We start from the raw sequence: 24,231 nt of genomic DNA, 5'->3' as shown, positions 1-24,231 counted from the left end.
GTGGCTGACCGTTCCGATCCGCCGCGCCGGGATCCACGTGGATCCCGGCGCGGCGGCGTCGGTGAACCCGGCCCGATCGGCGGGATCGCCGACGCCCGTGCCTACACCCCCCGGGGTCGGACGGTGCGCGAGTCGGCCGAGCAACGCCGTACCGGCCGTGCCGAACGCAGCCGGGATCCGTTCCGGCCCGCGCTGCAGGTGCTCGACGGGGGTCGGGCCACCAGCGGTCGGTCGCCGGCCCGGACCGGCTCGGCGGACCCCGGCGACCGGGGCACCGAACCGGGTACCGGACCACGTCGCGACGCCGACCGGCGGAGCACGTCGCGCCGCGACGTCGACCCGGACCGGAGGGCACGCCGCGACGTCGACCCGGACCGGGCAGCGCGGCGCGGAGCCGACTCCGACCGCCGCCGGTCGACCACCGGCCGTGCCGGGTCGGCCGGCAAGTCCCGGCAGGCGTCGTCCGGCTCCGCCCGGCGTGCCCCGGGCCCGGCCCGACAGGGCACCCGGGGCCGCCCACGGCGGCCCGCCACCCTGCCCCGGCTGGCCGACCCCCGGCGCCGGCTGCGGCTGGGCACCTTCCTCACCCTGACCATGTTCGTGGTGATCGGGATCCGGCTGATCGTGCTGCAGGTCGTCGACGCCCCGGCGTACGCCGACGGCGGCGTCTGGGACCGGGTCGGCGCACCGGTCGTCGTGCCCGCCCCCCGGGGCAGCATCTACGACCGCACCGGGGCGGTGCTGGCACACAGCGTCGCCGCCCGGTTCGTCTACTCGGACCCGGTCCTGGTCGAGGATCCGCAGGCGACGGCGGAGGCGCTGTCACCGCTGCTCGGCATCCCCCGCTCCACACTGCTGGAGCGGCTGGTCCCGCAGACCCGCCCGGACGGGCAGGAGTCGCGGTTCGAGTTCCTGGCCCGCGGGGTGGACGTCGAACTCGCCGAACAGGTGATGAATCTCGAACTGGCCGGCATCGGGGTGGACTACGACGAACGGCGCGAGGTGCCCGGCAACGACCTGGCCGCGAACCTGCTCGGCTTCGTCGGCCTGGACATGAACGGGCTGGAAGGCCTCGAGGCGCGCTACGACGAGGTGCTGCGCGGGGTGAACGGGCAGCGGATCGCCGAGCAGGGCAACCGTGACCTGCGGTTGGCCGAGATTCCCGGCGGCTACCGGCAGGAGACCGAGCCGCAGCCCGGCAGTTCGCTGGTGCTCACCATCGACCGGGACCTGCAGTACGAGGTGCAACGCATCCTCAGCGCGACGCTGGAGCAGTGCACCGCCAGCGTGGCCGCCGCGGTGGTACTGGACCCGCGTACCGGGGAGGTGCTCGCCCAGGCCAGCGAGCCCACCTACAACGCCGCCGACGCATGGTCCAGCGACCCGTCCGACCGGCAGGACATCGCCACCACCTTCACCGCCGAACCCGGCTCGGTGCACAAGCCGCTGGTGCTCGCCGCGGCCTTGGAGGAAGGGCTGATCGAGCCGGACACCACACTCGACCTCGGTCCGACGATCCGCAAGGGCGACACCACCTTCCGTGACACCCGCCCGATCGAGGCGGGTGTCGCGACCAGCCTGGCCGGCATGCTGGCCTACTCGTCGAACGTCGGCACGATCAAGATCGCCGACCAGCTCGGGCCGGAGCGGCTGCATGCGTACCAGCAGGCGTTCGGTCTGGGCAGCCCGACCGGTGTCGGACTGCCCGGCGAGGCCAGCGGCCGGGTGCTGCCGCTGGACGAGTGGAGCGCCTCGTCGTACGGGTCGGTGCCGCTCGGGCACAGCGTCGACGCCACCCCGCTGCAGATGGCCGCCGCGTACGCGGCGATCGCCAACGACGGCGTCTACGTACCGCCCCGTCTGGTCCGGGAGATCGTCGACGAGCACGGGCAGCGCACCCCGACCGAGGAGCCGACCGCCCGCCGGGTGCTCGGCGCCGACAACGCCGCCGCGCTGCGCAGGATCATGGAAGGCGTCACCACCATCCCCGGTGCCACCGGCACCGCGGCGGCGGTCCCCGGCTACCGGGTGGCCGGCAAGACCGGCACCGGTCGGCGGATCGTCAACGGCTCCGTCGCCCCCGGTGAGGTGACGTCGTTCATCGGCATGGCGCCGGCCGACGACCCGCGCTACGTGATCGCCGTGGTGTCGCACACCCCCGGTGGTGGCTGCGGGGACGTCGCCGCCCCGGCGTTCCGCGACATGATGCGCTTCACCCTGCTGCACTACCGGGTTCCGCCGACCGGCACCGAGCCACCCGAGTTCGTGGTGCACCCGTGACGGTCCGTCCCGACCAACGTTCGGGACTCATCCGTACGGACGAAACGCCGCGCGATGCGGAGCGACCGGTACGCCGCTGCGCGGGCCCGGACCGCGGACCGGGTAGGGTCTAGCGCCGTGCCCGGCAATCCACGACCCCGCACCAATCGTCCGATTCCGTTCGCGGAGCTCGCCGCGTCGCTGGCGGTGCCGCCACCGACCGCCGCAGCCCCGCTGATCAGCGGAATCACCCACGCCAGCGGCGACGTCCGGCCCGGTGACCTGTACGCCGCGCTGCCCGGGGCCCGCCGGCACGGCGCCGAGTTCGTCGCCGACGCCGGTGCCCGAGGCGCGGTGGCCGTGCTCACCGATCCGGCCGGCGCCCCGGCGGCTGCGGAAGCCGGACTGCCCGCCCTGGTGGTCCCCGAGCCGAGGACCGTACTGGGCCGGGTCGCGGCGGTCGTCTACGGCGAGCCGACCCGGCACCTGGCCATGATCGGGTTGACCGGCACCGCCGGCAAGACCTCCACCGCGTACCTGGTCGAGTCGGGACTGCGGGCCGCCGGCCAGTCGACCGGGTTGATCGGCACGGTCGAGACCCGCCTCGGCGAACTGGTCGTGCCCAGCGTGCGGACCACCCCCGAGGCGACCGACCTGCACGCGATGTTGGCCGTGGCCCGCGAGCACGGCGTGGCCAGCGTGGTGATGGAGGTGTCGAGCCACGCGCTGGCCCTGGACCGGGTCGGTGGTGTGCGGTTCGCCGTCGGCGGCTACACCAACTTCGGGTCGGACCACCTCGACTTTCACGCCGACGCCGCCGATTACTTCGCCGCCAAGGCCCGGCTCTTCGACGGCCGCTGCGCGGTCGAGGTGCTCAACCACGACGACCCGGCCCTGGAACCGCTGCGTCGTCCGCACACGGTCACCTACTCGGCCGCCGGGGACGCCGCCGCCACCTGGCGGGCTGCGGCGGTCAGCGACGACGGCTACCGGCAACACTTCATCGCCCTGGGCCCGGACGGGATCTCCATCGAGGCCGCCGTCGGGCTGCCGGGGCGGCACAACGTGGCGAACGCGCTGCTGGCCATCGCGACCCTGGTCGCGCTCGGCGTCGATCCGGCCACGGCCGCCGCCGGAGTGGCCGACTGCCCCGGCGTACCCGGCCGGTTGGAACAGGTCACCGCCCCCGGCCCGGTGCTCGGCGTGGTGGACTACGCGCACAAGCCGGACGCTATCGTCGCCGTGCTGACCGCGCTGCGCGGCCTCGCCGACTCCCGGCGGGGCCGGCTGATCTGTGTGATCGGCGCCGGCGGCGACCGGGACCGGGGCAAACGTCCGACGATGGGCGCCGCCGCCGCCCGCGGCGCCGACCTGGTGATCGTCACCGACGACAACCCGCGGACCGAGGACCCGGCGGCGATCCGGGCCGAGGTACGCCACGGGGCCGACGGCGTCGCCGGAGCCGAGGTGGTGGAGGTCGCCGGCCGGCGGGCGGCGATCGACGAGGCGGTCCGCCTGGCCGGGCCCACCGACGTGGTCGCGCTGCTCGGCAAGGGCCACGAGCAGGGACAGGAGATCGACGGCGACGTCCAGCCGTTCGACGACCGGGTGGAGCTCGCGGCGTCACTGACCGCCCGGTTCCCGGCACTGGTGAGGCAGGCATGATCACGATGACGCTGGCCGAGGTGGCCGAGGCGGTCGGTGGGCGGCTGCGGGACGCCGACCCGGCCAGCCGGGTCACCGGCGGGGTGGAGTTCGACTCCCGCAAGATCGGGCCCGGTGGGTTGTTCGTCGCCTTCGCCGGCGAGCGGGTCGACGGGCACGACTTCGCCGGCGCGGCGCTCGCCGCCGGAGCCGTCGCGGTGCTCGGCACCCGCCCGATCGCCGTCGACGGCGGTGCCACCCCGGTGCCGATGGTGCTTGTCGACGACCCGCTCGACGCGATGGCCCGGCTGGCCCGGGCGGTCCTGGACCGACTGCCCCAGCTGACCGTGATCGGCCTGACCGGATCGTCGGGTAAGACCACGACCAAGGACTTGATCGCGCAGCTCGCCGCCGGGCTCGGCCCGACGGTGGCGCCGGCCGGCTCGTTCAACAACGAGCTCGGCCACCCGTACACCGTGCTGCAGGCCGACGCCGAGACCCGGTTTCTGGTGCTGGAGATGGGCGCCCGGGGAATCGGCCACATCCGGCATCTGTGCGAGATCGCGCCGCCCCGGATCGGCGTGGTGATCAACGTCGGGGTCGCGCACATCGGGGAGTTCGGTTCGGTCGACGCCATCGCCACCGCAAAGGGTGAGCTGGTCGAGGCGTTGCCGGCCGACGGCGTGGCGGTGCTCAACGCCGATGACCCCCGGGTACGGCGGATGGCCGACCGCACCGCCGGGCGGGTGGTGCTGGCCGGGGAGGATCCTGCGGCGACGGTGCGTGCCGAGCAGGTCACCGTGGACGCCCGGGGACGCGCGGCGTACCAGCTGGTCACCCCGGCCGGGTCGGCGCCGGTGCGGCTCGCGGTCAGCGGCCGGCACCAGGTGGGCAACAGCCTGCTCGCCGCGGCCGTGGCGGTCGAACTGGGGCTGACCGACCCGGCGGAGCTGGCCGCCGCGCTCGGCCGGCTCCGGCTGGTCTCGACCCGTCGGATGGACGTGTTCGACCGGGCGGACGGGATCACCGTCATCGACGACTCCTACAACGCCAACCCCGCCTCCACGGCGGCGGCGCTGCGGGCGTTGGTCGATCTCGGCGCGGGTCGGCGGACCTTCGCAGTGCTCGGCTACCTCGCCGAGCTCGGCGAGTACGAGGAGCAGGGACACGCCGAGGTCGGCCGGTTGGCCGCCGAGCTCGGCGTGCACCGGGTGCTGGTGGTGGGTGAACAGGCCGCGCCGATCCGGCACGCGGCGGCGGCGGTTGCGACGTGGGAAGGGGAGTCGGTGCTGGTCACCGATCAACAGGCGGCGATCGACCTGCTCCGGCGGGAGCTCGCCGACGGGGACGTGGTGCTGGTGAAGGGCTCGCGGTACCGCACCTGGGAGGTCGCTGACGCGCTGCGTGACGGTTCGGCCTCGGACGGTACGCCGGTCACCGGGGCCGGGGAGGCGACGGCGTGAGAGCGGTCATCGTCGCGGCGGCCGTGGCCTTCCTGGTGTCACTGTTCGGCACCCCGGTGGCGATCAAGGTCTTCACCCGGCTCAAGGCCGGCCAGCCGATCCGGGCCGAAGGCCCGGTCATGCACCAGGGCAAGAAGGGCACGCCGACGATGGGTGGCGTGGTCTTCATCGTGGCGACGGTGATCGCGTACGTCGCGGGTCACCTCGCCCTGACCACCCTGCCCGCCCAGCAGATCGCCCAGGTCGGGCCGACCATCACCGCACTCGTCCTGCTCGGTCTGCTGGTCTTCTCCGGGGCGGTCGGCTTCGTCGACGACTTCCTCAAGGTCCGCAAGCGCAACAGCGCCGGGTTGAACAAGCGGGGCAAGCTGCTCGGCCAGATCCTGGTCGGCGCGGTGTTCGGGGTGATCGCCCTGTACTTCCCGAGCACGATGGTGGACACCACCGGCGATGCGACCAACACCGAGACGGTCGGTAGCACCACGCTGTCGTTCATCCGCGACATCGACGCCCTCGACGTCGGTAAGGCCGCGTCGGTGGTGATCTTCATCCTGGTGGTGATGGCCACGACCAACGGCGTCAACCTGACCGACGGGCTGGACGGTCTGGCCACCGGCGCGTCGGTGATGGTTCTCGCCACCTACGCGTTGATCGCGTTCTGGCAGTACCGGCACTGGTGCGCCGACCCGAACTACACCGCCGAGTACTGCTACCAGGTCCGCGACCCGTTGGAGATCGCCCTGATCGCCGGGGCGGCCGCCGGAGCCTGTGTTGGCTTCCTCTGGTGGAACACCTCGCCGGCGCGGATCTTCATGGGCGACACCGGCGCGCTCGGGCTCGGCGGGCTGATCGCCGGGATGGCGATGGCCACCCGGACCATGCTGCTGCTGCTGATCATCGGCGGGCTCTTCGTCATCATCACCATGTCGGTGGTGATCCAGATCATCTCGTTCCGGACCACCGGCAAGCGGGTGTTCCGGATGTCGCCGCTGCAGCACCACTTCGAACTGGCCGGGTGGAGCGAGGTCAACATCGTCGTCCGGTTCTGGATCATCGCCGGGATCGGCGTGGCGATCGGCCTCGGCCTGTTCTACAGCGAGTTCCTCGCGGTGATGGGCTAGCGCCCGGACCAGCCCGCGCCCGGTGGGCGGCGGCCGGCCCGACACGCCGGTGCGGTGTCGATGTCCGGCCGCCGAGGGCGGCAGCGCCGATGATGGACCGATGGCGACGACAGGTGGCGGCCCGGATGAACGCTGACCCGGGCCGGCCCGTCACTGATCGGCCTGTCACCGCTGCGGATCGGCCGGATTCGGACCGGCCTGCCCCGGATCGCCCGGCTCCGGACCGGCCTGTCCCAGACCGCCCGGCTTCGGACCGGCCGGCCCCGGGGCAGCCTGTCCCAAATCGGCCCGGCCCCGCGGCCCGGCTGGATCCGATCGGCGGACTGGCCGCGTTGCGTGGTCTGCTGGCCCGGCCGCTCGCCTCGTACTATCTGCTGATCTTCAGCAGCGGACTGCTGCTGATGATCGGCCTGACCATGGTCTTCTCCGCGACCAGCATCAAGGCGTACATCGACGACGGCAGCGCGTTCAGCGTGCTGAGCCGGCAGGCGACCTTCGCGGTGATCGGCCTGGTCGCGTTCTGGATCTGTCAACGGCTGCCGGCGGCGACGTTCCGCACTCTGGGCATCGTGGTGCTCGGCGCGGCGGTCGCCCTGCTGCTGCTGCTCAACGGCCTGCTGCTGGTGTCCACGCTGGCGGGCTGGCCGGCCGCCCGGGTCGGTCCGGTCGAGGCGGAGCTGCTCTGGCTCTACTTCGGCTCCTTCCAGCTGCAACCCTCCGAGCTGGCCAAGCTCGGCCTGGTGTTGTGGGGTGCCGACGTCATCGCCCGCAAGGGTGCCGAGCTGGGCCACTGGCGGGAGCTGGCCATCCCGCTGTTCCCCGCCGTCGGCCTGCTGTTCCTCCTGGTCGGCTACAACGACCTGGGCACCATGCTGTGCATCCTGGCCCTGGTCGTCGGGCTGCTCTGGGCGGCCGGCGTACCGCTGCGAATCTTCGCCACGTTGGGCGCGGTCGGGCTGGTCGGCATCGGTCTGCTGATCGCCGCCGCCTGGCAGGGCGCCGGTTCCGGTGCGCAGGACGCGGACAACTACCGGCTGGCAAGGCTGACGTCGTTCTTCACTCCACCGGACCAGTGCGTCGACGACTGCTACCAGGCGCTGCAGGCGAGGTACGCGATCGCCAACGGCGGATGGTTCGGTGAAGGGCTCGGCTCCAGCCGGTTGAAGTGGGGATACCTGCCGCAGGCCGAGGACGACTTCATCTTCGCCATCGTCGCCGAGGAACTCGGGGTGGTCGGCTGCGTCGTGGTGCTCGCCCTGTTCGCGGTCCTCGCGTACACCGCGTTGCGGATCGCCCGTCGGGTCGACGACCCGTTCCGGCGACTCGCCGCCGCAGCGGCGGCCAGCTGGCTGATCAGCCAGGCGGTGATCAACATTTCTGGGGTGATCGGGCTGCTGCCGATCACCGGTATTCCGCTGCCGTTCATCTCGGCCGGTGGCAGTGCGCTGGTGGTGACGCTCGCCGCGATCGGCATGCTGGCGTCGTTCGCCCGGGCCGAACCCGACGCCGCCCGGGCGCTCAACGCCCGTCCGCCGGCCCGCTGGGTACGGCTGGTCTGGGCTCCGCTGCCGCCGATGCCCCGCAAGCGCCACCCGGCCAAGCCGCGGATGACCGGTGTCGGACCCAGACCGGCCGGCACCGGGCAGCCCAGCCGATCGACCGCCCCCGACGGCGGCGGCCGGTCGGCCGGGTCCGCTTCGTCGCGCTCGGGTGGTCGCGGTGCGTCAGGCTCGGGTGGTCGCGGTACGTCAGGCTCGGGTGGTCGCGGTACGTCAGGCTCGGGTGGTCGCGGTGCGTCACGGTCGGGCGGCCAGGGCGGGTCGGCGACGCCCCGTGTGCCGAGGCGACGGGACGGGCGTTAACGTACCCCCGCGAAGCGCGCATCCGGGCCGGCGGGCCCCGTACGCACCGCCCGGCGTGCCGCGTGGGCCGTCGGCGGTCCGCCGGGTCCGCCGCGCGGCCACCGAGTCGAGCGAGAGGAGTTGCTGATGGGTCCGCTGCGATCGGTGGTGCTGGCAGGTGGGGGGACCGGTGGGCACATCTACCCGCTGTTGGCGTTCGCCGACTGTCTGCGCCGGCACGACCCGAGCGTGCAGATCACCTGTCTCGGTACCCCGAAAGGGCTGGAAAACGAGCTGATTCCGCCGAAAGGGTACGATCTGCGGTTGATCCCCGCACATCAGCTGCCCCGGTCGGTCAACATGGACCTCGTGCGTACGCCAGACCGGATGTTCAAGGCCGCCCGCGCCGCCGGCAAGGTCATCGACGAGGTGCGGGCCGACGTGGTGGTGGGCTTCGGCGGGTACGTGTCCGTTCCGGCCTACCTGGCGGCATGGCGTCGCGAGATGCCGATCGTGGTGCACGAGGTGAACGTGCCGCCGGGCGTGGCCAACCGGATGGGCATGAAGTTCACCAAGCACGTCGCGGTGGGCTTCCCACACCAGCCGGTCCAGGCCGAGTCGCTGCGCGACGCCCGGGTGGTCGGGGTGCCGCTGCGCCGGTCCATCACCGGGCTGGACCGGGCGGCCACCCGGGAAGCCGCCCGAGCGCACTTCGGGCTGCGGCCGGATCTGCCGACGGTCTTCGTCTCCGGTGGATCCCAGGGCGCCCGGTCGATCAACCTGGCGGTCTCCGGGGCGGCGAAGGAGCTGGCCCGGGCCGGTGTCCAGGTGCTGCACGCGATCGGTGCCCGCAACGAGCCGGTCTCGGTGCCCAGTGATCTGCCGGTGCCGTACGTGACGTTGCCGTACCTGTCGGAGATGGAGCTCGGGTACGCCGCAGCCGACCTGATGGTCTGCCGGGGGGGTGCGATGACCTGCGCCGAGGTCGCCGCGATCGGACTGCCCGCGGTCTACGTGCCCTATCCGCACAGCAACCAGGAGCAGAAGCGCAACGCGCTGCCGGTGGTCGAGGCCGGTGGCGGTCTGCTCGTCGACGACGCCGAACTGACTCCGGCCTGGGTGGAGCAGGTCGTGGTTCCGTTGGCTCGCGACCCGCAGCGGCTGGCCGCGATGGGCTCGGCGGCGGCGGGGTACGGTCGCCGCGACGGCGACGAGGCGCTGCTCGACTTCGTCTACGAGGCGGTGTCCCGATGACCCGCACGGGAAGGTGACCACGTGAACATCACCGAGTTCGCCCCCACCGGCACGCTCGCCGCCGAGGAGCTGGGGACCGTACACCTGATCGGTATCGGTGGGGTCGGGATGAGTGGCCTGGCCCGCCTGCTGCTGACCCGGGGGATTCCGGTGACCGGCAGCGAGCTGCGGGACTGGCCGTCGCTGGCGGTGCTGCGGGCACTCGGCGGCACCATCCACATGAGCCACGAGGAGGCCAACCTCGACGGGGTGGACACGGTGGTCTACTCCACCGCCATCCCGGCCGACCACGTGGAGCTGGCGGCCGCCCGTCGGCGTGGGCTGCGGGTGCTGCACCGGTCGGAGGCCCTGGCGGCGGCGATGACCGGTCGGCGGACCATCGCGGTCGCCGGCACCCACGGCAAGACCACGACCACTTCGATGGTGACCCTGACCCTGCAGCGGGCCGGCGAGGACCCGTCGTTCGTCATCGGTGGCGAGATCTCCGAGGTGGGTTCGAACGCCCACCACGGTACGGGCGAGTACTTCGTCGTCGAGGCCGACGAGAGTGACCGTTCGTTCCTGCTCTACCGCCCGTTCGTGTCGATCATCACCAACATCGACGCGGACCACCTGAACACGTACGGCGACCTGGCCGGGCTCGCTGCGGGTTTCGCCGAGTTCGCCGGATTGACCGATCCGGACGGGTTCGTGGTGACCTGCGCGGACAACCCCGGGACCCGGCAGCTGACCGAGGCGTTGCGCGACGAGGGCCGGACCGTCCACACCTACGGTGAGTCCGCCGACGCCGATCTGCGGCTGTCCGAGATCACGTCGTCCGCGGCCGGGGTCCGCTACCTGGCCACCCTGGACGGCGCGCCGCTGGGCGAGATCGCCCTGCCGGTACCCGGCCGGCATCTCGGGCTGAACAGCGCCGCCGCGGTGCTTGCCGCACTGCGCCTCGGGCTGCCGTTGAGTGACGCGGTCGCCGCGCTGGGCGCGTTCCCCGGAGTTCGGCGCCGGTTCGAACGCAAAGGCTCGGCCGGCGGCGTCACCGTCTACGACGAGTACGCCTACCACCCGACGTCGATGACCGCGGCGCTGCACACCATGCGGGAGGTCGCCGGTGCCGGCCGGCTGGTGGTGGTGTTCCAGCCCTACCGGGTCTACCGGACCCGGGACCTGCAGGCCGAGCTGGCCGCCGCCCTGGCGATCGCCGACGAGGTGATCGTGATGGAGGTGTTCGGGCCGGGTGAGCTGCGGGAGCCGGGCGAGGGCGGGGTGGCGCTGACGGCGGACGTCCCGTTGCCGGACGATCGTAAGGTGTTCGTACCGTCCTGGGAGGACGTCCCACCGGAGGTGGCCCGCCGCTGCCGGCCGGGTGACCTGGTGGTCACGATGGGCGCTCCACCGATCTCGTTGCTGGGTGACGAACTGCTGTCCGCGCTCGCCGATCCGGCGGCTGGCTCAGGATGACCCCGCCTGGTCGCTCGCCGAGGCCCGGCTCGGGGCGCACCGGTTCCAGCCGCTCCGGCGCTGGTCGGCTGGGCGATGTCCGGCCGGCCGGTCGGACCGGTCGGGCCGGGGTGCCCGCCGCCCGGTCCGGTCCGGCGGGAGCGGAGACCGGGCACACCCGGCGCCAGCCGGGACGCCCGGACGGGTCGACGGGCCGCTGGCGGCTGGTCCGGGCGAGCCGGGAGGCGGTGCCACCGTCGGTCCGGCGGTTCATGCGCCGGGCCCGGCGACGACGGTTGCGGGCCGCGCTGCCCTGGGCGGTGGCCGGTTGCCTGGCGGCCCTGGCCGCGGTCGGCTGGTGGGTGGTCTCGGCGACCTCGGTGTTCGGCGTGGACCAGGTCCGGGTCGCGGGGGCGGCGCTGGTGACCGAGTCGGACGTACGGCAGGCCGCGCAGATTCCGCCGGGGACCCCACTGGCGCGGGTGGATCTGGCCGCAGTGGCCGGCCGGGTCTCCGGCCTGGCTGCGGTGGAGCGGGTGGTGGCGAGCCGGGACTGGCCGGGTACGGTGGTGATCACCGTGGTGGAGCGGGTGCCGGCCGCCGTGGTGCCCCAGGGCGACGCGTTCGTGGTGGTCGACGGGGCCGGGGTGGCCTTCCGGACACTGGCTGCGCGCCCGGACGACCTGGCGGTCGTCCGGCTGGAAACGGTCGAGTTCGATCAGGCGTTGGTCCGTGACGCGGTCGCGGTACTCGACTCGCTGACCGCCCAGCTGCGTGAGGTGCTGGTGGAGGTCGTGGTCAGCGGCCCGGCCGGGATCGAGCTGCGGATCGCCGACGACCGGGTGGTGATCTGGGGTGACGCCACGGAGAATGCGGTCAAGGCCAGGGTCGCCGACGCGTTGCTGGTCCAGGACGGCAGTGTGATCGACGTCAGCGCGCCGGACGTGGTGACCATCCGCTGATCCGGCATGTCGTCTGGGTGATTTCAGGACGGCTCGGTGTAGAAGGTACATTACGGTCTGCCGAGAATGACTCGGCCCGGTGCGGCCTGCGACACGCCCAGCATGGTCCTTGGATCACGCGGTACGTGCGCATACGTTGCCCGGAGAGGTTCAGTGGTTGACATAACCCTAAGCCTCTAGTAGAGGGTGAGGGTTCGTCCCGCTCTCGTGTACCGACGGGTCTGTCCTCCGTGGTCCCAGTGGGCCGGGTCAGGCCGGCGCCCGCCACTCTCGAAGGGAAGGCACCCCGATGACACCTCCGCACAACTACCTGGCGGTCATCAAGGTCGTCGGCATCGGCGGAGGCGGAGTCAACGCCGTCAACCGGATGATCGAGGTTGGCCTCAAGGGCGTCGAGTTCATCGCGATCAACACCGACGCCCAGGCGTTGCTGATGAGCGACGCGGACGTCAAGCTCGACGTCGGCCGGGAGCTGACCCGGGGCCTCGGCGCCGGGGCGAACCCGGACGTCGGCAAGAACGCCGCGGAGGACCACCGCGACGAGATCGAGGAGGTGCTCAAGGGCGCCGACATGGTCTTCGTCACCTGCGGTGAGGGCGGTGGTACCGGCACCGGCGGGGCGCCGGTGGTGGCCAACATCGCCCGCAAGCTCGGCGCCCTGACGATCGGTGTGGTCACCCGGCCGTTCTCCTTCGAGGGCAAGCGACGCCAGGTGCAGGCCGAGGCCGGTATCGAGGAGTTGCGCAACCAGTGCGACACGCTGATCGTCATCCCGAACGATCGGCTGCTGGCCCTCGGCGACCGGGGGATCAGCATGATGGACGCCTTCCGGCAGGCCGACCAGGTGCTGCTCTCCGGTGTCCAGGGCATCACCGACCTGATCACCACGCCCGGCCTGATCAATCTGGACTTCGCCGACGTCAAGAGCGTGATGAGCGGGGCCGGTAGCGCGTTGATGGGGATCGGCAGCGCGCGGGGCGAGAACCGGGCGGTCGAGGCGGCCGAGGCGGCGATCTCCAGCCCGCTGCTGGAGCAGAGCATGGACGGTGCCCGAGGGGTGCTGCTCTCCATCGCCGGTGGATCCGATCTCGGCCTGTTCGAGATCAACGACGCGGCGCAGCTGGTCACCGACGCCGCGCACGCCGACGCAAACATCATCTTCGGGGCGGTCATCGACGACGCGCTGGGCGACGAGGTGCGGGTCACCGTCATCGCCGCCGGCTTCGACGGTGGGGCTCCCGCGTACAAGCCGGCCGAGGGTCCGCGTAAGGTCCCGGCGGCACCGGTCTCGCCGGCCGCGCCGACCAGCCCGGCTGTCGCCCCGGCGCCCCAGACGCCGACCCAGCAGACCCGCCGGGTGCTCTTCGACGACGTCGACGTACCGGACTTCCTCAAAAACGGATCATGACGGTCGACACCGAACGGCGACGTGCGGAACTGGCCGACCGGCTGACCGCCGTACGGTCCCGGCTTGCCGCCGCCACGGCGGCGGCGGGTCGGCCGGCGGACAGCGTCACGCTGATCGCGGTGACCAAGACCTATCCGGCCGCCGACGTGCGGCTGCTGGCCGAGCTCGGGGTCACCGACGTCGGCGAGAACCGGGACCAGGAGGCGGCGGCCAAGGCTGCCGAGCTGGCCCCCGGACCGTCCGGCGGGCCAGGGCTGCGCTGGCACTTCGTCGGCCAGCTGCAGCGCAACAAGTGCCGGTCGGTGGTCGGCTACGCGGACCTGGTGCACTCGGTCGACCGGGTGCCCCTGGCCCGCGCCCTGGCCGCCGCTGCCGGTCGGCGTGGTCGACCGCTCGACGTGCTGGTCCAGGTCAGTCTGGACGGCGTGACGGGGCGCGGCGGCGCGTTGCCGGACTCGGCGGATGCGGTGACCGGCTTCTGGCCGGTGGTCGAGTGCATCCTGGGCCAGTCCGATCTGCGACTCGCCGGGGTGATGGCGGTGGCTCCGCTCGACCAGCCGCCGGAGCCGGCGTTCGCCCGGCTGGCGGAGGTGTCTGCCCAGCTCAGAGCCGCCGTGCCGGGGGCGTGGATGGTTTCGGCCGGGATGAGCGCCGACCTGGAGGCGGCGGTGGACGCCGGCGCGACACATGTCCGTGTCGGAAGTGCGTTGCTCGGAAAGCGCCCAACGCTACGGTAGCCTGGCGGCGGATACCAAACTACATCAGTGTTGTTTGAGCCGGACTCCCCGTCGTCGGGGGTCGACGTCCGTGACCGCGCACCGGTCATGGCGGGGAGCCGGCTCGGACCGGTGGGCACTGCAGTGTTCACGCGCGACAGTGGCACGGCGGGGGCGCGTGCCGCACGGCGGACGGAGGGGCGCGGCATGGGTGCACTGCGCAAAGCGGGGGTCTGGCTAGGTCTGGTCGAGGAGGACGACGACCAGGGCTACGACGATGGCTACGACAAGGGTGGCTACCGAGAGTCGCGATACCGCGACAATAGGTACGCCGACGAGTTCGCCGACGACGAGGAGCCGGACGACCCGCCACCACGCGCGCGGCCACCGGTGGAGCGGCTGCGCCCGTCGGAGCGGCTGCAGGCCCGGGCTGCCGAGCGGGAGCACCGGGCTGCCGAGCGGGAGCACCGGGGTCCGGATCCCGACCGGGGTGAGCGTGCCAGTGTGCGATCGATCACCCGGGCCGGTGCCGAGGCCGCGCCGGCCAGCTACCCGACCAGGGACAATCTGGCTCTGGCGCCACAGCCTGTGGTGCGGGAGCGGATGGTCGTCGCCGAGGAGGAGCAGCGGTACCAGATCACCACGCTGCACCCGACCACCTACCGGGAGGCCCGGACGATCGGGGAGCACTTCCGCGACGGCACGCCGGTGATCATCAACCTCACCGAGATGGATGAGGCCGACGCCCGCCGTCTGGTTGATTTCGCTGCCGGTCTGGCGTTCGGTCTGCGCGGTACGATCGAACGCGTCACCAACCGGGTGTTTCTGCTCTCACCGGCCAACGTCCAGGTCACCGCGGAGGACAAGGCCAAGATAGCCGAGGGTGGATTTTTCAGCCTGGGCTAGCCTGACCTGAGGACCTCGCCTGCCGTGTTGTCGATCTTGTTTCAAGTCCTGTATCTGCTGCTGTACGTCTTTCTGCTCACCCTGTTGGCGAGGTTTGTCCTGAGTGCGGTGCTTCAGTACGGTCGACGCTGGCAACCCGGTCGGGGTGCCGCAGCCGGATTGGAATCGGTGTGGAGCGTCACTGATCCCCCCCTTAAGGCGTTGAGGCGGGTGATCCCACCACTGCGAATTGGTACCGTGAGCTTCGACCTGGCCTCCCTTGTGCTCCTGGTTATCCTGTTCGTGCTGATCACGTTCGTGGTGGAGCCGCTGATCAGGGCAACCAACTGACCGGCGCGCTACGCGGCCGCAACTGACCCGAGGAGTTTCGATGCCGCTAACCCCGGCCGACGTCCACAACGTCGCCTTCAAAAAGCCTCCGATCGGCAAGCGGGGGTACGACGAGGAGGAGGTCGACGCCTTCCTGGACGAGGTCGAGCGTGAGCTCGCCCGTCTGATCGAGGAGAACAACGAGCTGCGCGCCCAGGTGGAGCGCGGAGGTCGTGGCGGGCCGGCGGGCCCGGGCGCCGACCCGCGTCTCGCGGCGGAGCTCAACGACATGAAGGCCCAGCTCGACCGCGTACAGCGGGACAAGGCCGCCGCCGAGCAGGCCGCCCGTGCCATGCAGGCCGAGCTGGAGCAGGTCAGGTCGGCCGGTGGCCCGGTCGTCGGCGGCGGCGGTGACGGCGAGCAGCAGGCGCTGCGGGTGCTGATGATGGCCCAGCGGACGGCGGACGACCACGTCTCCGACGCCCGCCGGGAAGCGGACAAGCTGCTTACCGACGCCCGCACCAAGGCCGAGGAGGTCACCCGCGAGGCGCGGGCCAAGGCCGACGCGCTGGAGCGGGACGCGCGGCAGCGCCACCAGGAGGCGATGGGTGGCCTGGACGCCAAGCGGACCGCCCTGCAGAAGCACATCGAGGAGCTCAAGCAGTTCGAGCGGGAGTACCGCACCCGGCTCAAGGCGTACCTGGAGAGCCAGCTGCGCGACCTGGACGGTCGCGGTCAGGGCCTCGAGGCCGAGATGGGGCGGGTCGAGGGCGGCCGCTCCGCGTCGGGCGGTGGTGGTCTGGCGACCGCCGGCCTGGCCAGCTCCTACGGCGGTGGGCGGTCCGGCGCGCTGGAGGCCGGCCGCTGAGGCCGAGCCTCTCGCGGGGGGTACGTCAGCAACGAGGCGGCGGGGGTGAGCCGTGATAGTGGCAAGTCTGGTGCTCATCCTCGTCGCCGTCACTCTGCTCGTGCTCGGCCTGGCGAGCGGGTCCAGCCTGCTGCTGGTCGGCTCGATCGTCGCCAGTCTGCTCGCGGCGGTGGCTCTCGTGGTCGGTGCTCGGCAGGCCGCTGCGGCCCGAGCCGGCAACCTGCGCACCGGCCCGTTCGACCCGGAGCCGGACTCCCGTCCGGAGTTCGGCGTCGACCCCGATCCGGACCAGTGGGCCGGTCAACGGTCATCCGCCGCGCCGGTCGGTCGGCAGCCGACCGACCCGGCCGACGACCATCTCGGCGGTGGGGCAGCCGACGACGACCCGCCCGACGAACCGGCGGTCGAGCAGATGGGTGAGACCGATCACGCCCGGCTCGCCGGGCTCGATGCCGAGGTGATCGTGGTCGACGGACGGCCCCGCTACCACCGGGCGAGCTGCCTGCACCTGGTGGCCAGGGACGGTGAGCCACTGCCGGTGCGCGAGGCCCTGGAACTCGGATTCACCCCGTGTGGGCTCTGCCAGCCGAACCGGACCCTGCTGGCCGAGTCCGGCCGCGTCTGAACAGGCGGCGTCTTTCGTGTCCCGTGCGAGCAGCCGCCGGCCCACCCGGCCGGCCGCCGGTGCCAGCGGGCGTCCGGAGACCGACCTGGTGGTCGCCGTCCGGGTCAAGCCCGGTGCGTCCCGCGCCCGGATCGGTGGTTGTCACCCCGGCCCTCAGGGACCGGCGCTGATCGTCGCGGTCACTGCCCCGGCGGTGGACGGCCGTGCGACGGAGGCGGCCCGGCATGCGCTCGCGACAGCGCTCGAGGTGCCGACCCGGCGGGTCACGCTACGGTCCGGTGCCGCCAGTCGGGACAAGCTGTTCAGGGTGGACACCGTGTCCACCGACGAGGCCGAGGCGTTGGACGCCCGGCTGCGGCGGCTGCGGGACGGGTGAACGGTCGGCTGACGACACCCCGACCACACGTCACACTCCTCGACAAGGCGCGGCGACTGTCCTTCTTGGGTGATATGTCGGCCCGCGCCGCGCCGCCGTGTCCTTCGGCTCGATCTGGCCAGTCAAATCGGTGCATCACCGGACGAAAGCTGTGCCATTGTTGTCGGATGTCTTCACGTTCCGTATCCTTGCGAATCTCCGGAGTGTGCAACGGACCCGTTGTACGCCCGTTTTGTGCTTTGGGGGCAGCATGGCCGAGCTGACGGGAGCGAGGTGCCGGACGGGTCGGGTGACCCCGTCCGCCGCGCCGCGCCGCGTACCGTCCGGCCTGCCGACGCCGGAGGATCCCGTACAGGCACTGCCGATCGCCGCGGGTGACGCGGCCGAGGGAGCGACGATGGCGAAGCCAGCCGACACGAAGACCGCCGCCCGCGGGCGAGCGGCCCGGGCACCGCGCAGCGCGGCCGAGACCACCAAGATCCAGATTGCCCTGCAGGCCCGTCGGGACGAGCTGCGAGCCGAGTATGATCAGACGCTGAGTGAGATCACCGAGCTGCAGCGGGAACGGCTGACCGACTCGGCCGGCGACGACCAGGCCGACACCGGCACCAAGACGTTCGAGCGGGAGCAGGAGATCTCCCTCGCCAAGAGCATCCTGGACCGCATCAACCAGGTTGAGCGGGCGCTGGAGCGGCTGGACGAGGGAAACTACGGCTGGTGTGAGCGGTGCGGCACGGACATTCCGGTCGAGCGGCTCGCCGCCTTCCCCTCGGCCACGCTCTGTGTGTCCTGCAAGCAGATCGAGGAGCGGCGCTAGCCGGGCGGTGACGGGCCCGACGCGGGCGAGCCGCTCCACTGAGAAGGGAGAGGCGTCTGTCCGCCGACGGCGATCCGCGTCCGGACGTTCCGAACGCCGGTGACGACGCCCCGCCAGCACCTGAAGCGGGCCCTGGCGTGCCCGTCACCGGCGAGCCGGTGACGGGCACCGGCCGACGTGCGCTGTGGGTCTTCGCCCTGGTCGCGGCGGCGGCACTGCTCGTCGACCTCGGCGCGAAGCAGTGGGCGATCAGCGCCCTGACCGACCGGGAACCGGTCCGCCTGCTGGGCGGCGCCCTCTACCTGACGCTGATCCGCAACAGCGGTGCGGCGTTCAGCCTCGGATCCGACTACACCTGGATATTCCCGCTCGTAACCGTGGCGGTCGTCGGCTGGATCGGCTGGTTGACCAGAGGGCTGCGGTCGCTGCCCTGGGCGGTGGCGCTCGGGCTGATCCTCGGTGGGGCGCTCGGCAACTTCCTGGACCGGGTGTTCCGCGCCCCCGGGCCCCTTCTCGGCCACGTGGTGGACATGTTCAGCGTCTTCCACCCGTACGGCCAGGTTTTCCCGATCTTCAACGTGGCCGACAGCGCGTTGGTCGTCGGCGTACTCCTCGCCGTACTGCTGGAACTGACCGGCCGACAGCGTGACGGCCGCCGGCTGTCCGGAAAGGTGGACCGTTGACCACACCTGCCCGCCATGGGGAGCGACGGTCGCTGCCGGTGCCCGACGGGCTCGACGGCACCCGGCTCGATCAGGCCGTCTCCCGGCTGTTCGGACTGTCCCGCACCGCGGCCGCCGCGTTGGTGGAGTCCGGCGACGCCGCGGTGGACGGGGTGACCCGGCACAAGTCCGACCGGGTGACCGCCGGCGCCTGGCTGGAGGTGGTCCTGCCGGCGCCCGTCGCGGCTCCGGTGGTGATCGCCCAACCGGTCGACGGACTGCGGGTCGAGTACGCCGACGAGGACATCGTGGTGGTGGACAAGCCGGTCGGCGTGGCGGCACACCCGAGCCCCGGATGGACCGGCCCGACCGTGCTGGCCGGTCTGGCGGCTGCCGGTCACACCATCGCGACCAGTGGCGCGGCCGAACGCCAGGGCATCGTGCACCGGCTCGACGTCGGCACCAGCGGGCTGATGGTGGTGGCCAAGAGCGAGCACGCGTACTCGGTACTCAAGCGTGCGTTCAAGGAACGCGAGGTGGACAAGCGGTACCACGCCGTCGTGCAGGGGCATCTCGACCCGTTGCGCGGGACCATCGACGCCCCGATCGACCGTCATCCCACCCATGACTACCGGTGGGCGGTCGTCTCGGGCGGCAAACCCAGCGTCACCCACTACGAGACGGTGGAGGCCTTCCCCGCCGCCAGCCTGGTCGACATCCGCCTGGAAACCGGCCGTACCCACCAGATCCGGGTGCACTTCTCCGCGCTGCGTCACCCGTGCGTAGGTGACCTGACGTACGGTGCGGATCCGACACTCGCCGCCCGACTCGGACTGACCCGCCAGTGGCTGCATGCCCGTGCGCTCAGTTTCCTACACCCCCGTACGGCGGAGGAAGTTCGCTTCCACAGCGACTACCCTGACGACTTGAAGCGTGCCCTGGCCGTGCTCGGCGATTGAGAGCCGGCGAACACGCGGTCACTCAGCGTCCACCCGCCATCGGGGAAGGGGAGTCGCCCGTGCGTGCCGGCGACCTGTTGCGGCGAATCGACCGACGGCTGCTGCCGATCCTGGTGGACGCCGCCGTCCGGCTCGCGCAGCGACCGGTCCGTCCCCAGCTGCTCGTCGGGGTGGCCGGGGTGTCGATCAGCGCGGTGCTGGTCGCCGCCGTCTGGGCGGTGGACCACGACGACGGCGCCGTCCGCGCGGTGGACGACATCGTGCAGGTGGGAGTAGCCGAGGGCGAGTCCATACCGGACTACCTCCGGGCGGTACGTGGTGAGCTGGCCACCCTACCGGAGGAACCGGCCCCGGCCGGGTCGACCGGCGACAGCTACGCACTGGTGACTTTCAACGGATATCTGGCACCCGACCGGCTCGCCGCTGTCCTGTCCGGAGTGTCCGCCGTGGAGGTGTACACCCGGGTCCCGCTGGGGCGGGAGAAGACCCAGGTGATCCGGATGCCGGCCTTCCAGCTGCCCGAGGACGTGCTGACCGGGATGGATCAGGTCACCGAGCGCAAGAGCAGGCAGGCGACCGACTACCGCCGCCGGGTCGCCGAACTCGGCCGGGCAGCCGACCTGGACCAGTGGCTGGTCTACGACAAGGGTGCCCGGGTGGCCACCGCCGAGGCCGCCGCCTATCGCGACCACTGTGCCTGCGTGTTCGCGGCGGTGGTCCAGGGCGTCCCGGTAGACCTGCGCAGGCTGGCCCGGCTGGCCGAGATCCGGGCCGTCGATCCCGCGCCCGAGGTCCGCCGCCTGGACCGGGCGGTGTTCCTGCCTCCGCTACCGGAGTACGACGGGGTGGTGCCGGTTGGCGACGCCGCGCTCACCAGCAGCGGGTTGCCGTTCGATGTTCCGGCCGCCGAGCCGAGCGGTGCGGCCGACAGCGCGGTCGGCGGTGGTCCGACCGGCGTCGCTCCGGCGACCGACGGCGCCCCGCACGTGGGGCCAGGCACGCAGACCGGGTCCGCGCCCGACCACGATTCCGCCCCGGACAGCGCCGATTCCGCCCCGGACGCCGAGGACGGCACCCGAGACGGCGCCGACACGTCGCCGGCCGGTCCTGGAAACTCGGCAGCTTCTGGAAATCCGGCAGCTTCTGGAAATCCGGCGGGTCGGGCCAATCCGTCGGCCGGGTCGGGGAGCCCGACCACGGCTCCGTCGGGCCGGTCGACCAGCGGGGCGGGCCGTCCGGCCACGCCGGCTGGCTGTACCCCGTCACGGACCGGCGCGTCGCCGGCCACCGTGGGACCGCCGGTCTGCCCGGAGCACCCCCGGTGAACCTTAGTAGCGGGCCGGTATCGACCACCGGTGTCTCGGTTCCGTACGCTACCCCCGGTGCCGCCACGATCCTCGTCAGGTGACGGCTGCGGTGACCGGACCGGGGAGTCCGGTAGAGATGGCCGGTCGGGCCGAACAACGGGCCTTTGGCGGTGTGGCCTGAACAGGTCTAGCTTCGTAGCCTGTCAGGCGGGGACCGATAGCGCTGGGAGGGCGAGCCGTGGAGGGCACCGAGTCCGGCTGGGGCCGGCCTGCCGAACCAGCGCCGCGCTGGCGTGCGCTGCTCGACCGGGCTCGACTCGGTGGCCGTACCGGTGAGCATCCCGAGGTGGCGGACCGCAACGGGGCGGCGCCCCGGCCGCGGGAGAACGGTCGCGGCACCGCCCAGGTGCCCAACGGCATCGCACAGGTGCCGGGTCACCACCCGGAGCCGGGGCATTCCACCGGTTCCAGTTGGATGGGCGACTCCGGCCATCCGGCCGATCCCGGCTATCCGGCCGACCCGGGGCCGCCGGCGCGGGCCGCCGGTCGGTACGCCGCCCTGGCACCGCCGCCGGGTCCGGTCGCCCCCGGCGGCTACGCACCCAGCTATCCGGTGATGCCCGGCCACCCGCCGGACCGAGGCGGTCGCCCGGTGCGTCCGAGCGTGCCGCCACCTCCGGAGCAGGGCTTCCCGTCCGGCCCCGAGGTCGGCGGCTATCCGCCGGTCGCCGAGCCGCCCCGCCGGGGCGGGCCGGGGCCGGGATACCCGCCGGGTCCGGACGGCGGCGGCGGATACCCGGCGCGGATCGAGTGGCGGGAGAGTCGGCCCGACGCGGAGGTCGACCGGGCCACCGGCATCCTGCGCCGCAACCTCGGCATACCGCGGGTGCTGGCGTTCGCCAATCCGAAGGGCGGGGTGCACAAGACGACGGCGACCGTCCTCGCCGCGGCGACGATCGGTAGCGTCCGTGGCCGTGGCGTGCTCGCCTGGGACGACAACGAGCTGCGCGGCACGCTCGGGCTGCGGGCCGGCAGCGCCCGTCACGCCCGGACAATCCGCCATCTGATCTCCGATCTGGTGGAGATCGAGGGCTCGCACGGCTACGAGCTGACCGACCGGCTCGACGACTACCTCCGGCACGCCTCCGACGGCTCGTACGATGTGCTCGCCGGTGAGGAGAGCCCTCGGTTCGCGCAGCGTCTCGACCCGCACACCGTTCGGCGGGTGCTGGAGCTGCTCCGCCGAACCCACGACGTGATCTGCGTGGACACCGGCAACAACGTGGAGAGCGCCAACTGGCAGACCGTCCTGCAGGCCGCCGATCAGCTGGTGGTCACCTGCGTGCCCCGCGAGGACGCGGCGTTCACCGCGGACTGGATGCTGGACCTGCTGGACGACGTCGGCATGGGCGACCTGGTGCGCAACGCGGTGACCTTGCTGTCCTGCCCGAGCCCGGGGCCGATGCCGCTGCTCGACGACCTGCGTCGGCACTTCGCCACCCGGACCCGGGCGGTCGCCGTGGTGCCCTACGACCCGGCCCTGGAGACCGGGTCGTCGATCGAGTACGTGCAGTTGCAGCCGGAGACGCGGCAGGCGTGGCTGCAGGCGGCCTCGATGATGCTGGAGCCGTTCGTCCGCTGAGCCCGGTCGGTTGACTGAGCCGGTCAGTCGGCTGGGCCCGGTCAGTCGGCTGGCACCCGGTCGGCCGTCGGCTGGCAGCCGTGCGCCACCCCCCAGCGGGAGCACCGGCCGTCCGGGTAGGGCGTCGTGTGCGCGATCCAGGCGAAGTAGCCGGCGTGGTTGGTCCGCTCGTCGGGCAGGTACCGGTCGACGGTGGCCGACCCGGCGGAGGCGAGCACGAACAGCAGCGGCACGAGCAGCAGCCCGACCGGAGCGGTCGACTCCCGGCCGGCTGGGCCGGTGGCGCCGGGGCCGGTGCGGCCGCGCCAGCGTTGGACGGCGAGCAGCACCCCGAATCCGGTGAGGATCAGCAGGCAGTAGAGCACCACGGCGGTGGTCCGCGGATACAGCCGTACGGTCTGGGTCTCCCACTGTTCGCTGGCCAGCCACATCCGCAGGAACCAGGCGCTGGCCGCGCACGCGCCGAGGGCGATCACGATGCTACGCCGCCAGGCCAGCGTGAGGGCCAGCCCGAGCCCGGCCGCGAGCAGCAGGGTGAACAGCCCGACTCCGCCGAGTTCGCCGACCGGCGGCCAGACCGGGCCGACGTCGGCCGGCCGGTCGTTGCGCCACATCGCGATGTACGCCGGCTCGGTGTCGGTGTCGAAGTAGAAGTAGTCGTCGGAGGTGCCGCCGGTCGGGGCGAGCAGGCCGCGTAGATGTACCCAGCCGACCAGCACGAAGCTGACCACGGTCGCGCCGCCGAGTAGCAGGACCGACCGCCAACCGGTCCGCCACGGGGCGGTCAGCGCGACGGCCACCAGCATGCCGCCCGCGCACCAGACGAACCATCCGGAATAGAGCAGGAAGAGCAGCCCGAGGCCGACCCCGGCCAGCGCGCCGGCCAGCAGCGCCCGCCGGGCGGTCATCCGATCCGCCCGGCGGACCGTCGACAGGAACTTCACCAGCACCGGGATCAGCATCACCAGGGTGATCTGCGGGTACGGCTTGACCGGTTCGATCATCGGCAGCATCGCCAGCACACCGACGGCCACCGCCCAGAGCGGACGCAGCACCAGTCGCCAGGCCAGGTAGGCGGCCGGGCCGAACAGGGCGGTACCGGCCAGTTGGAGGTCCTTGAGGGCGAGGACGTGCGGCTGGTCGGTCAGCCCGGCCCAGGCCCCGATCACCCAGAAGACGACCGGTGGGTAGTGGTCGGATATCTCCTGCCCGGACCACAACGCGGCGGTCCATTCGAGGATCCACTGGTAGTCGCCGCCGCCGGCCCACAGCGGCAGCTGGGTGCCGCGCAGCGCCACCGCGATCCCACCGGCGACGAGCCCGGTGGCGAGCCCGGCGACCGCGGCGCAGCCGGCCCGGACGACGTACGGGCGGTGCGCCGGGGCGAGCAGCCGGTGGGTCAGCACCATCGCGACAACCAGCACGCCGGCCAGCACCGCGAACCGGAGCTGGAGTGCTGCCAGGCCGCTCACCTGGCCCTTTCGGTCCAGTGGATCGACATTTATGTCTTTGCTCCAGGCCAGGAACCCGAACGCGGCGCCGATGCTGACCAGCGCCTCGACGCCGATGCCGGCCAGCCTGGAGCGAAATGTGGGTCTCTGTCTGGCTGTGCTCACACAGAGACGGTAAACCCTCACTGACGGTGTTGTCGGGTGGAG

Annotated in this window: 20 protein-coding genes and 1 pseudogene; 20 read left to right on the top strand and 1 reads right to left on the bottom strand. The window is 72.3% G+C overall.

What is annotated here, in order from left to right; all coding sequences use genetic code 11:
• The 20 genes and pseudogenes from O7629_RS16420 (at window position 1) to O7629_RS16325 (ending at window position 22,573) form a co-directional block, all read left to right on the top strand.
• On the top strand, window positions 1–2,280 hold the full coding sequence (locus tag O7629_RS16420; RefSeq protein ID WP_278170197.1) for a penicillin-binding transpeptidase domain-containing protein: 2,280 nt from the start codon (window positions 1–3) through the stop codon (window positions 2,278–2,280).
• A gap of 54 nt (window positions 2,281–2,334) precedes the next feature.
• Complete coding sequence (locus O7629_RS16415) at window positions 2,335–3,924, top strand: UDP-N-acetylmuramoyl-L-alanyl-D-glutamate--2,6-diaminopimelate ligase (RefSeq protein WP_278170196.1); 1,590 nt, start codon at window positions 2,335–2,337, stop codon at window positions 3,922–3,924.
• Complete coding sequence (gene murF / locus O7629_RS16410; RefSeq protein WP_278170195.1) at window positions 3,921–5,366, top strand: UDP-N-acetylmuramoyl-tripeptide--D-alanyl-D-alanine ligase; 1,446 nt, start codon at window positions 3,921–3,923, stop codon at window positions 5,364–5,366. Before O7629_RS16415 ends, murF begins: the two co-directional genes overlap by 4 nt.
• Window positions 5,363–6,487: a phospho-N-acetylmuramoyl-pentapeptide-transferase gene (mraY, locus tag O7629_RS16405; protein ID WP_278170194.1), complete on the top strand. Its 1,125-nt coding sequence runs from the start codon at window positions 5,363–5,365 to the stop codon at window positions 6,485–6,487. The genes murF and mraY overlap by 4 nt, the downstream gene beginning before the upstream one ends.
• Before the next feature lie 323 nt (window positions 6,488–6,810).
• Window positions 6,811–8,076 (top strand): annotated as a pseudogene (locus tag O7629_RS16400) (putative peptidoglycan glycosyltransferase FtsW); the annotation flags it as partial.
• Window positions 8,077–8,475: 399 nt separating this feature from the next.
• The gene (gene murG, locus O7629_RS16395; RefSeq protein ID WP_278170193.1) at window positions 8,476–9,582 is read left to right on the top strand and encodes an undecaprenyldiphospho-muramoylpentapeptide beta-N-acetylglucosaminyltransferase; all 1,107 of its coding nucleotides are present in this window, start codon (window positions 8,476–8,478) and stop codon (window positions 9,580–9,582) included.
• 21 nt (window positions 9,583–9,603) lie between these two features.
• Window positions 9,604–11,037 (top strand): UDP-N-acetylmuramate--L-alanine ligase, encoded by a 1,434-nt coding sequence (gene murC, locus O7629_RS16390; RefSeq protein ID WP_278170192.1) that lies wholly within the window; start codon window positions 9,604–9,606, stop codon window positions 11,035–11,037.
• Complete coding sequence (locus O7629_RS16385; protein ID WP_278170191.1) at window positions 11,034–11,978, top strand: FtsQ-type POTRA domain-containing protein; 945 nt, start codon at window positions 11,034–11,036, stop codon at window positions 11,976–11,978. Before murC ends, O7629_RS16385 begins: the two co-directional genes overlap by 4 nt.
• 289 nt (window positions 11,979–12,267) lie before the next feature.
• Window positions 12,268–13,386 (top strand): cell division protein FtsZ, encoded by a 1,119-nt coding sequence (gene ftsZ / locus O7629_RS16380; RefSeq protein WP_278170190.1) that lies wholly within the window; start codon window positions 12,268–12,270, stop codon window positions 13,384–13,386.
• Window positions 13,383–14,123 (top strand): YggS family pyridoxal phosphate-dependent enzyme, encoded by a 741-nt coding sequence (locus O7629_RS16375; RefSeq protein WP_278170189.1) that lies wholly within the window; start codon window positions 13,383–13,385, stop codon window positions 14,121–14,123. The genes ftsZ and O7629_RS16375 overlap by 4 nt, the downstream gene beginning before the upstream one ends.
• A gap of 186 nt (window positions 14,124–14,309) precedes the next feature.
• The gene (sepF, locus tag O7629_RS16370) at window positions 14,310–15,008 is read left to right on the top strand and encodes a cell division protein SepF (protein ID WP_278170188.1); all 699 of its coding nucleotides are present in this window, start codon (window positions 14,310–14,312) and stop codon (window positions 15,006–15,008) included.
• Window positions 15,009–15,032: 24 nt separating this feature from the next.
• The gene (locus tag O7629_RS16365; RefSeq protein WP_123602596.1) at window positions 15,033–15,338 is read left to right on the top strand and encodes a YggT family protein; all 306 of its coding nucleotides are present in this window, start codon (window positions 15,033–15,035) and stop codon (window positions 15,336–15,338) included.
• Between the two features lie 40 nt (window positions 15,339–15,378).
• Window positions 15,379–16,185, top strand: a complete 807-nt coding sequence (locus tag O7629_RS16360; protein WP_278170187.1) for a DivIVA domain-containing protein — start codon at window positions 15,379–15,381, stop codon at window positions 16,183–16,185.
• Between the two features lie 52 nt (window positions 16,186–16,237).
• A complete protein-coding gene (locus O7629_RS16355) occupies window positions 16,238–16,810 on the top strand; it encodes a hypothetical protein (RefSeq protein WP_278170186.1) in 573 nt (190 codons plus the stop codon).
• Between the two features lie 85 nt (window positions 16,811–16,895).
• The gene (locus O7629_RS16350; protein ID WP_278174556.1) at window positions 16,896–17,186 is read left to right on the top strand and encodes a DUF167 domain-containing protein; all 291 of its coding nucleotides are present in this window, start codon (window positions 16,896–16,898) and stop codon (window positions 17,184–17,186) included.
• Window positions 17,187–17,583: 397 nt separating this feature from the next.
• A complete protein-coding gene (locus O7629_RS16345) occupies window positions 17,584–18,003 on the top strand; it encodes a TraR/DksA family transcriptional regulator (protein ID WP_278174555.1) in 420 nt (139 codons plus the stop codon).
• A 158-nt stretch (window positions 18,004–18,161) separates the two neighbouring features.
• Window positions 18,162–18,686 (top strand): signal peptidase II, encoded by a 525-nt coding sequence (gene lspA, locus O7629_RS16340; RefSeq protein WP_278174554.1) that lies wholly within the window; start codon window positions 18,162–18,164, stop codon window positions 18,684–18,686.
• Window positions 18,683–19,624 carry an RluA family pseudouridine synthase gene (locus tag O7629_RS16335; protein WP_278170185.1) on the top strand — a complete coding sequence of 314 codons (942 nt, stop codon included), beginning with the start codon at window positions 18,683–18,685 and terminating at the stop codon, window positions 19,622–19,624. Before lspA ends, O7629_RS16335 begins: the two co-directional genes overlap by 4 nt.
• Window positions 19,625–19,683: 59 nt before the next feature.
• On the top strand, window positions 19,684–20,949 hold the full coding sequence (locus O7629_RS16330; RefSeq protein WP_278170184.1) for a hypothetical protein: 1,266 nt from the start codon (window positions 19,684–19,686) through the stop codon (window positions 20,947–20,949).
• A gap of 220 nt (window positions 20,950–21,169) precedes the next feature.
• Window positions 21,170–22,573 carry an AAA family ATPase gene (locus O7629_RS16325; RefSeq protein WP_278170183.1) on the top strand — a complete coding sequence of 468 codons (1,404 nt, stop codon included), beginning with the start codon at window positions 21,170–21,172 and terminating at the stop codon, window positions 22,571–22,573.
• 41 nt (window positions 22,574–22,614) lie between these two features.
• On the opposite strand, the gene O7629_RS16320 is transcribed toward O7629_RS16325, so the two are convergent.
• Window positions 22,615–24,189 carry a hypothetical protein gene (locus O7629_RS16320; protein ID WP_278170182.1) on the bottom strand — a complete coding sequence of 525 codons (1,575 nt, stop codon included), beginning with the start codon at window positions 24,187–24,189 and terminating at the stop codon, window positions 22,615–22,617.
• Window positions 24,190–24,231: the final 42 nt, after the last annotated feature.

Origin of the sequence: Solwaraspora sp. WMMD792 (assembly GCF_029626105.1) — a bacterium.
Taxonomy (GTDB): Bacteria; Actinomycetota; Actinomycetes; order Mycobacteriales; family Micromonosporaceae; genus Micromonospora_E.
This window is presented reverse-complemented; position numbering and strand designations above follow the sequence as displayed.

Bases quoted from the DNA above. Each gene is read 5' to 3' on its own strand.
- O7629_RS16415 (WP_278170196.1), top strand. From the start codon at position 2,335: ATGCGGAGCGACCGGTACGCCGCTGCGCGGGCCCGGACCGCGGACCGG.
- murF (WP_278170195.1), top strand. From the start codon at position 3,921: ATGATCACGATGACGCTGGCCGAGGTGGCCGAGGCGGTCGGTGGGCGG.
- murG (WP_278170193.1), top strand. From the start codon at position 8,476: ATGGGTCCGCTGCGATCGGTGGTGCTGGCAGGTGGGGGGACCGGTGGG.
- O7629_RS16385 (WP_278170191.1), top strand. From the start codon at position 11,034: ATGACCCCGCCTGGTCGCTCGCCGAGGCCCGGCTCGGGGCGCACCGGT.
- ftsZ (WP_278170190.1), top strand. From the start codon at position 12,268: ATGACACCTCCGCACAACTACCTGGCGGTCATCAAGGTCGTCGGCATC.
- O7629_RS16375 (WP_278170189.1), top strand. From the start codon at position 13,383: ATGACGGTCGACACCGAACGGCGACGTGCGGAACTGGCCGACCGGCTG.
- sepF (WP_278170188.1), top strand. From the start codon at position 14,310: ATGGGTGCACTGCGCAAAGCGGGGGTCTGGCTAGGTCTGGTCGAGGAG.
- O7629_RS16360 (WP_278170187.1), top strand. From the start codon at position 15,379: ATGCCGCTAACCCCGGCCGACGTCCACAACGTCGCCTTCAAAAAGCCT.
- O7629_RS16345 (WP_278174555.1), top strand. From the start codon at position 17,584: ATGGCGAAGCCAGCCGACACGAAGACCGCCGCCCGCGGGCGAGCGGCC.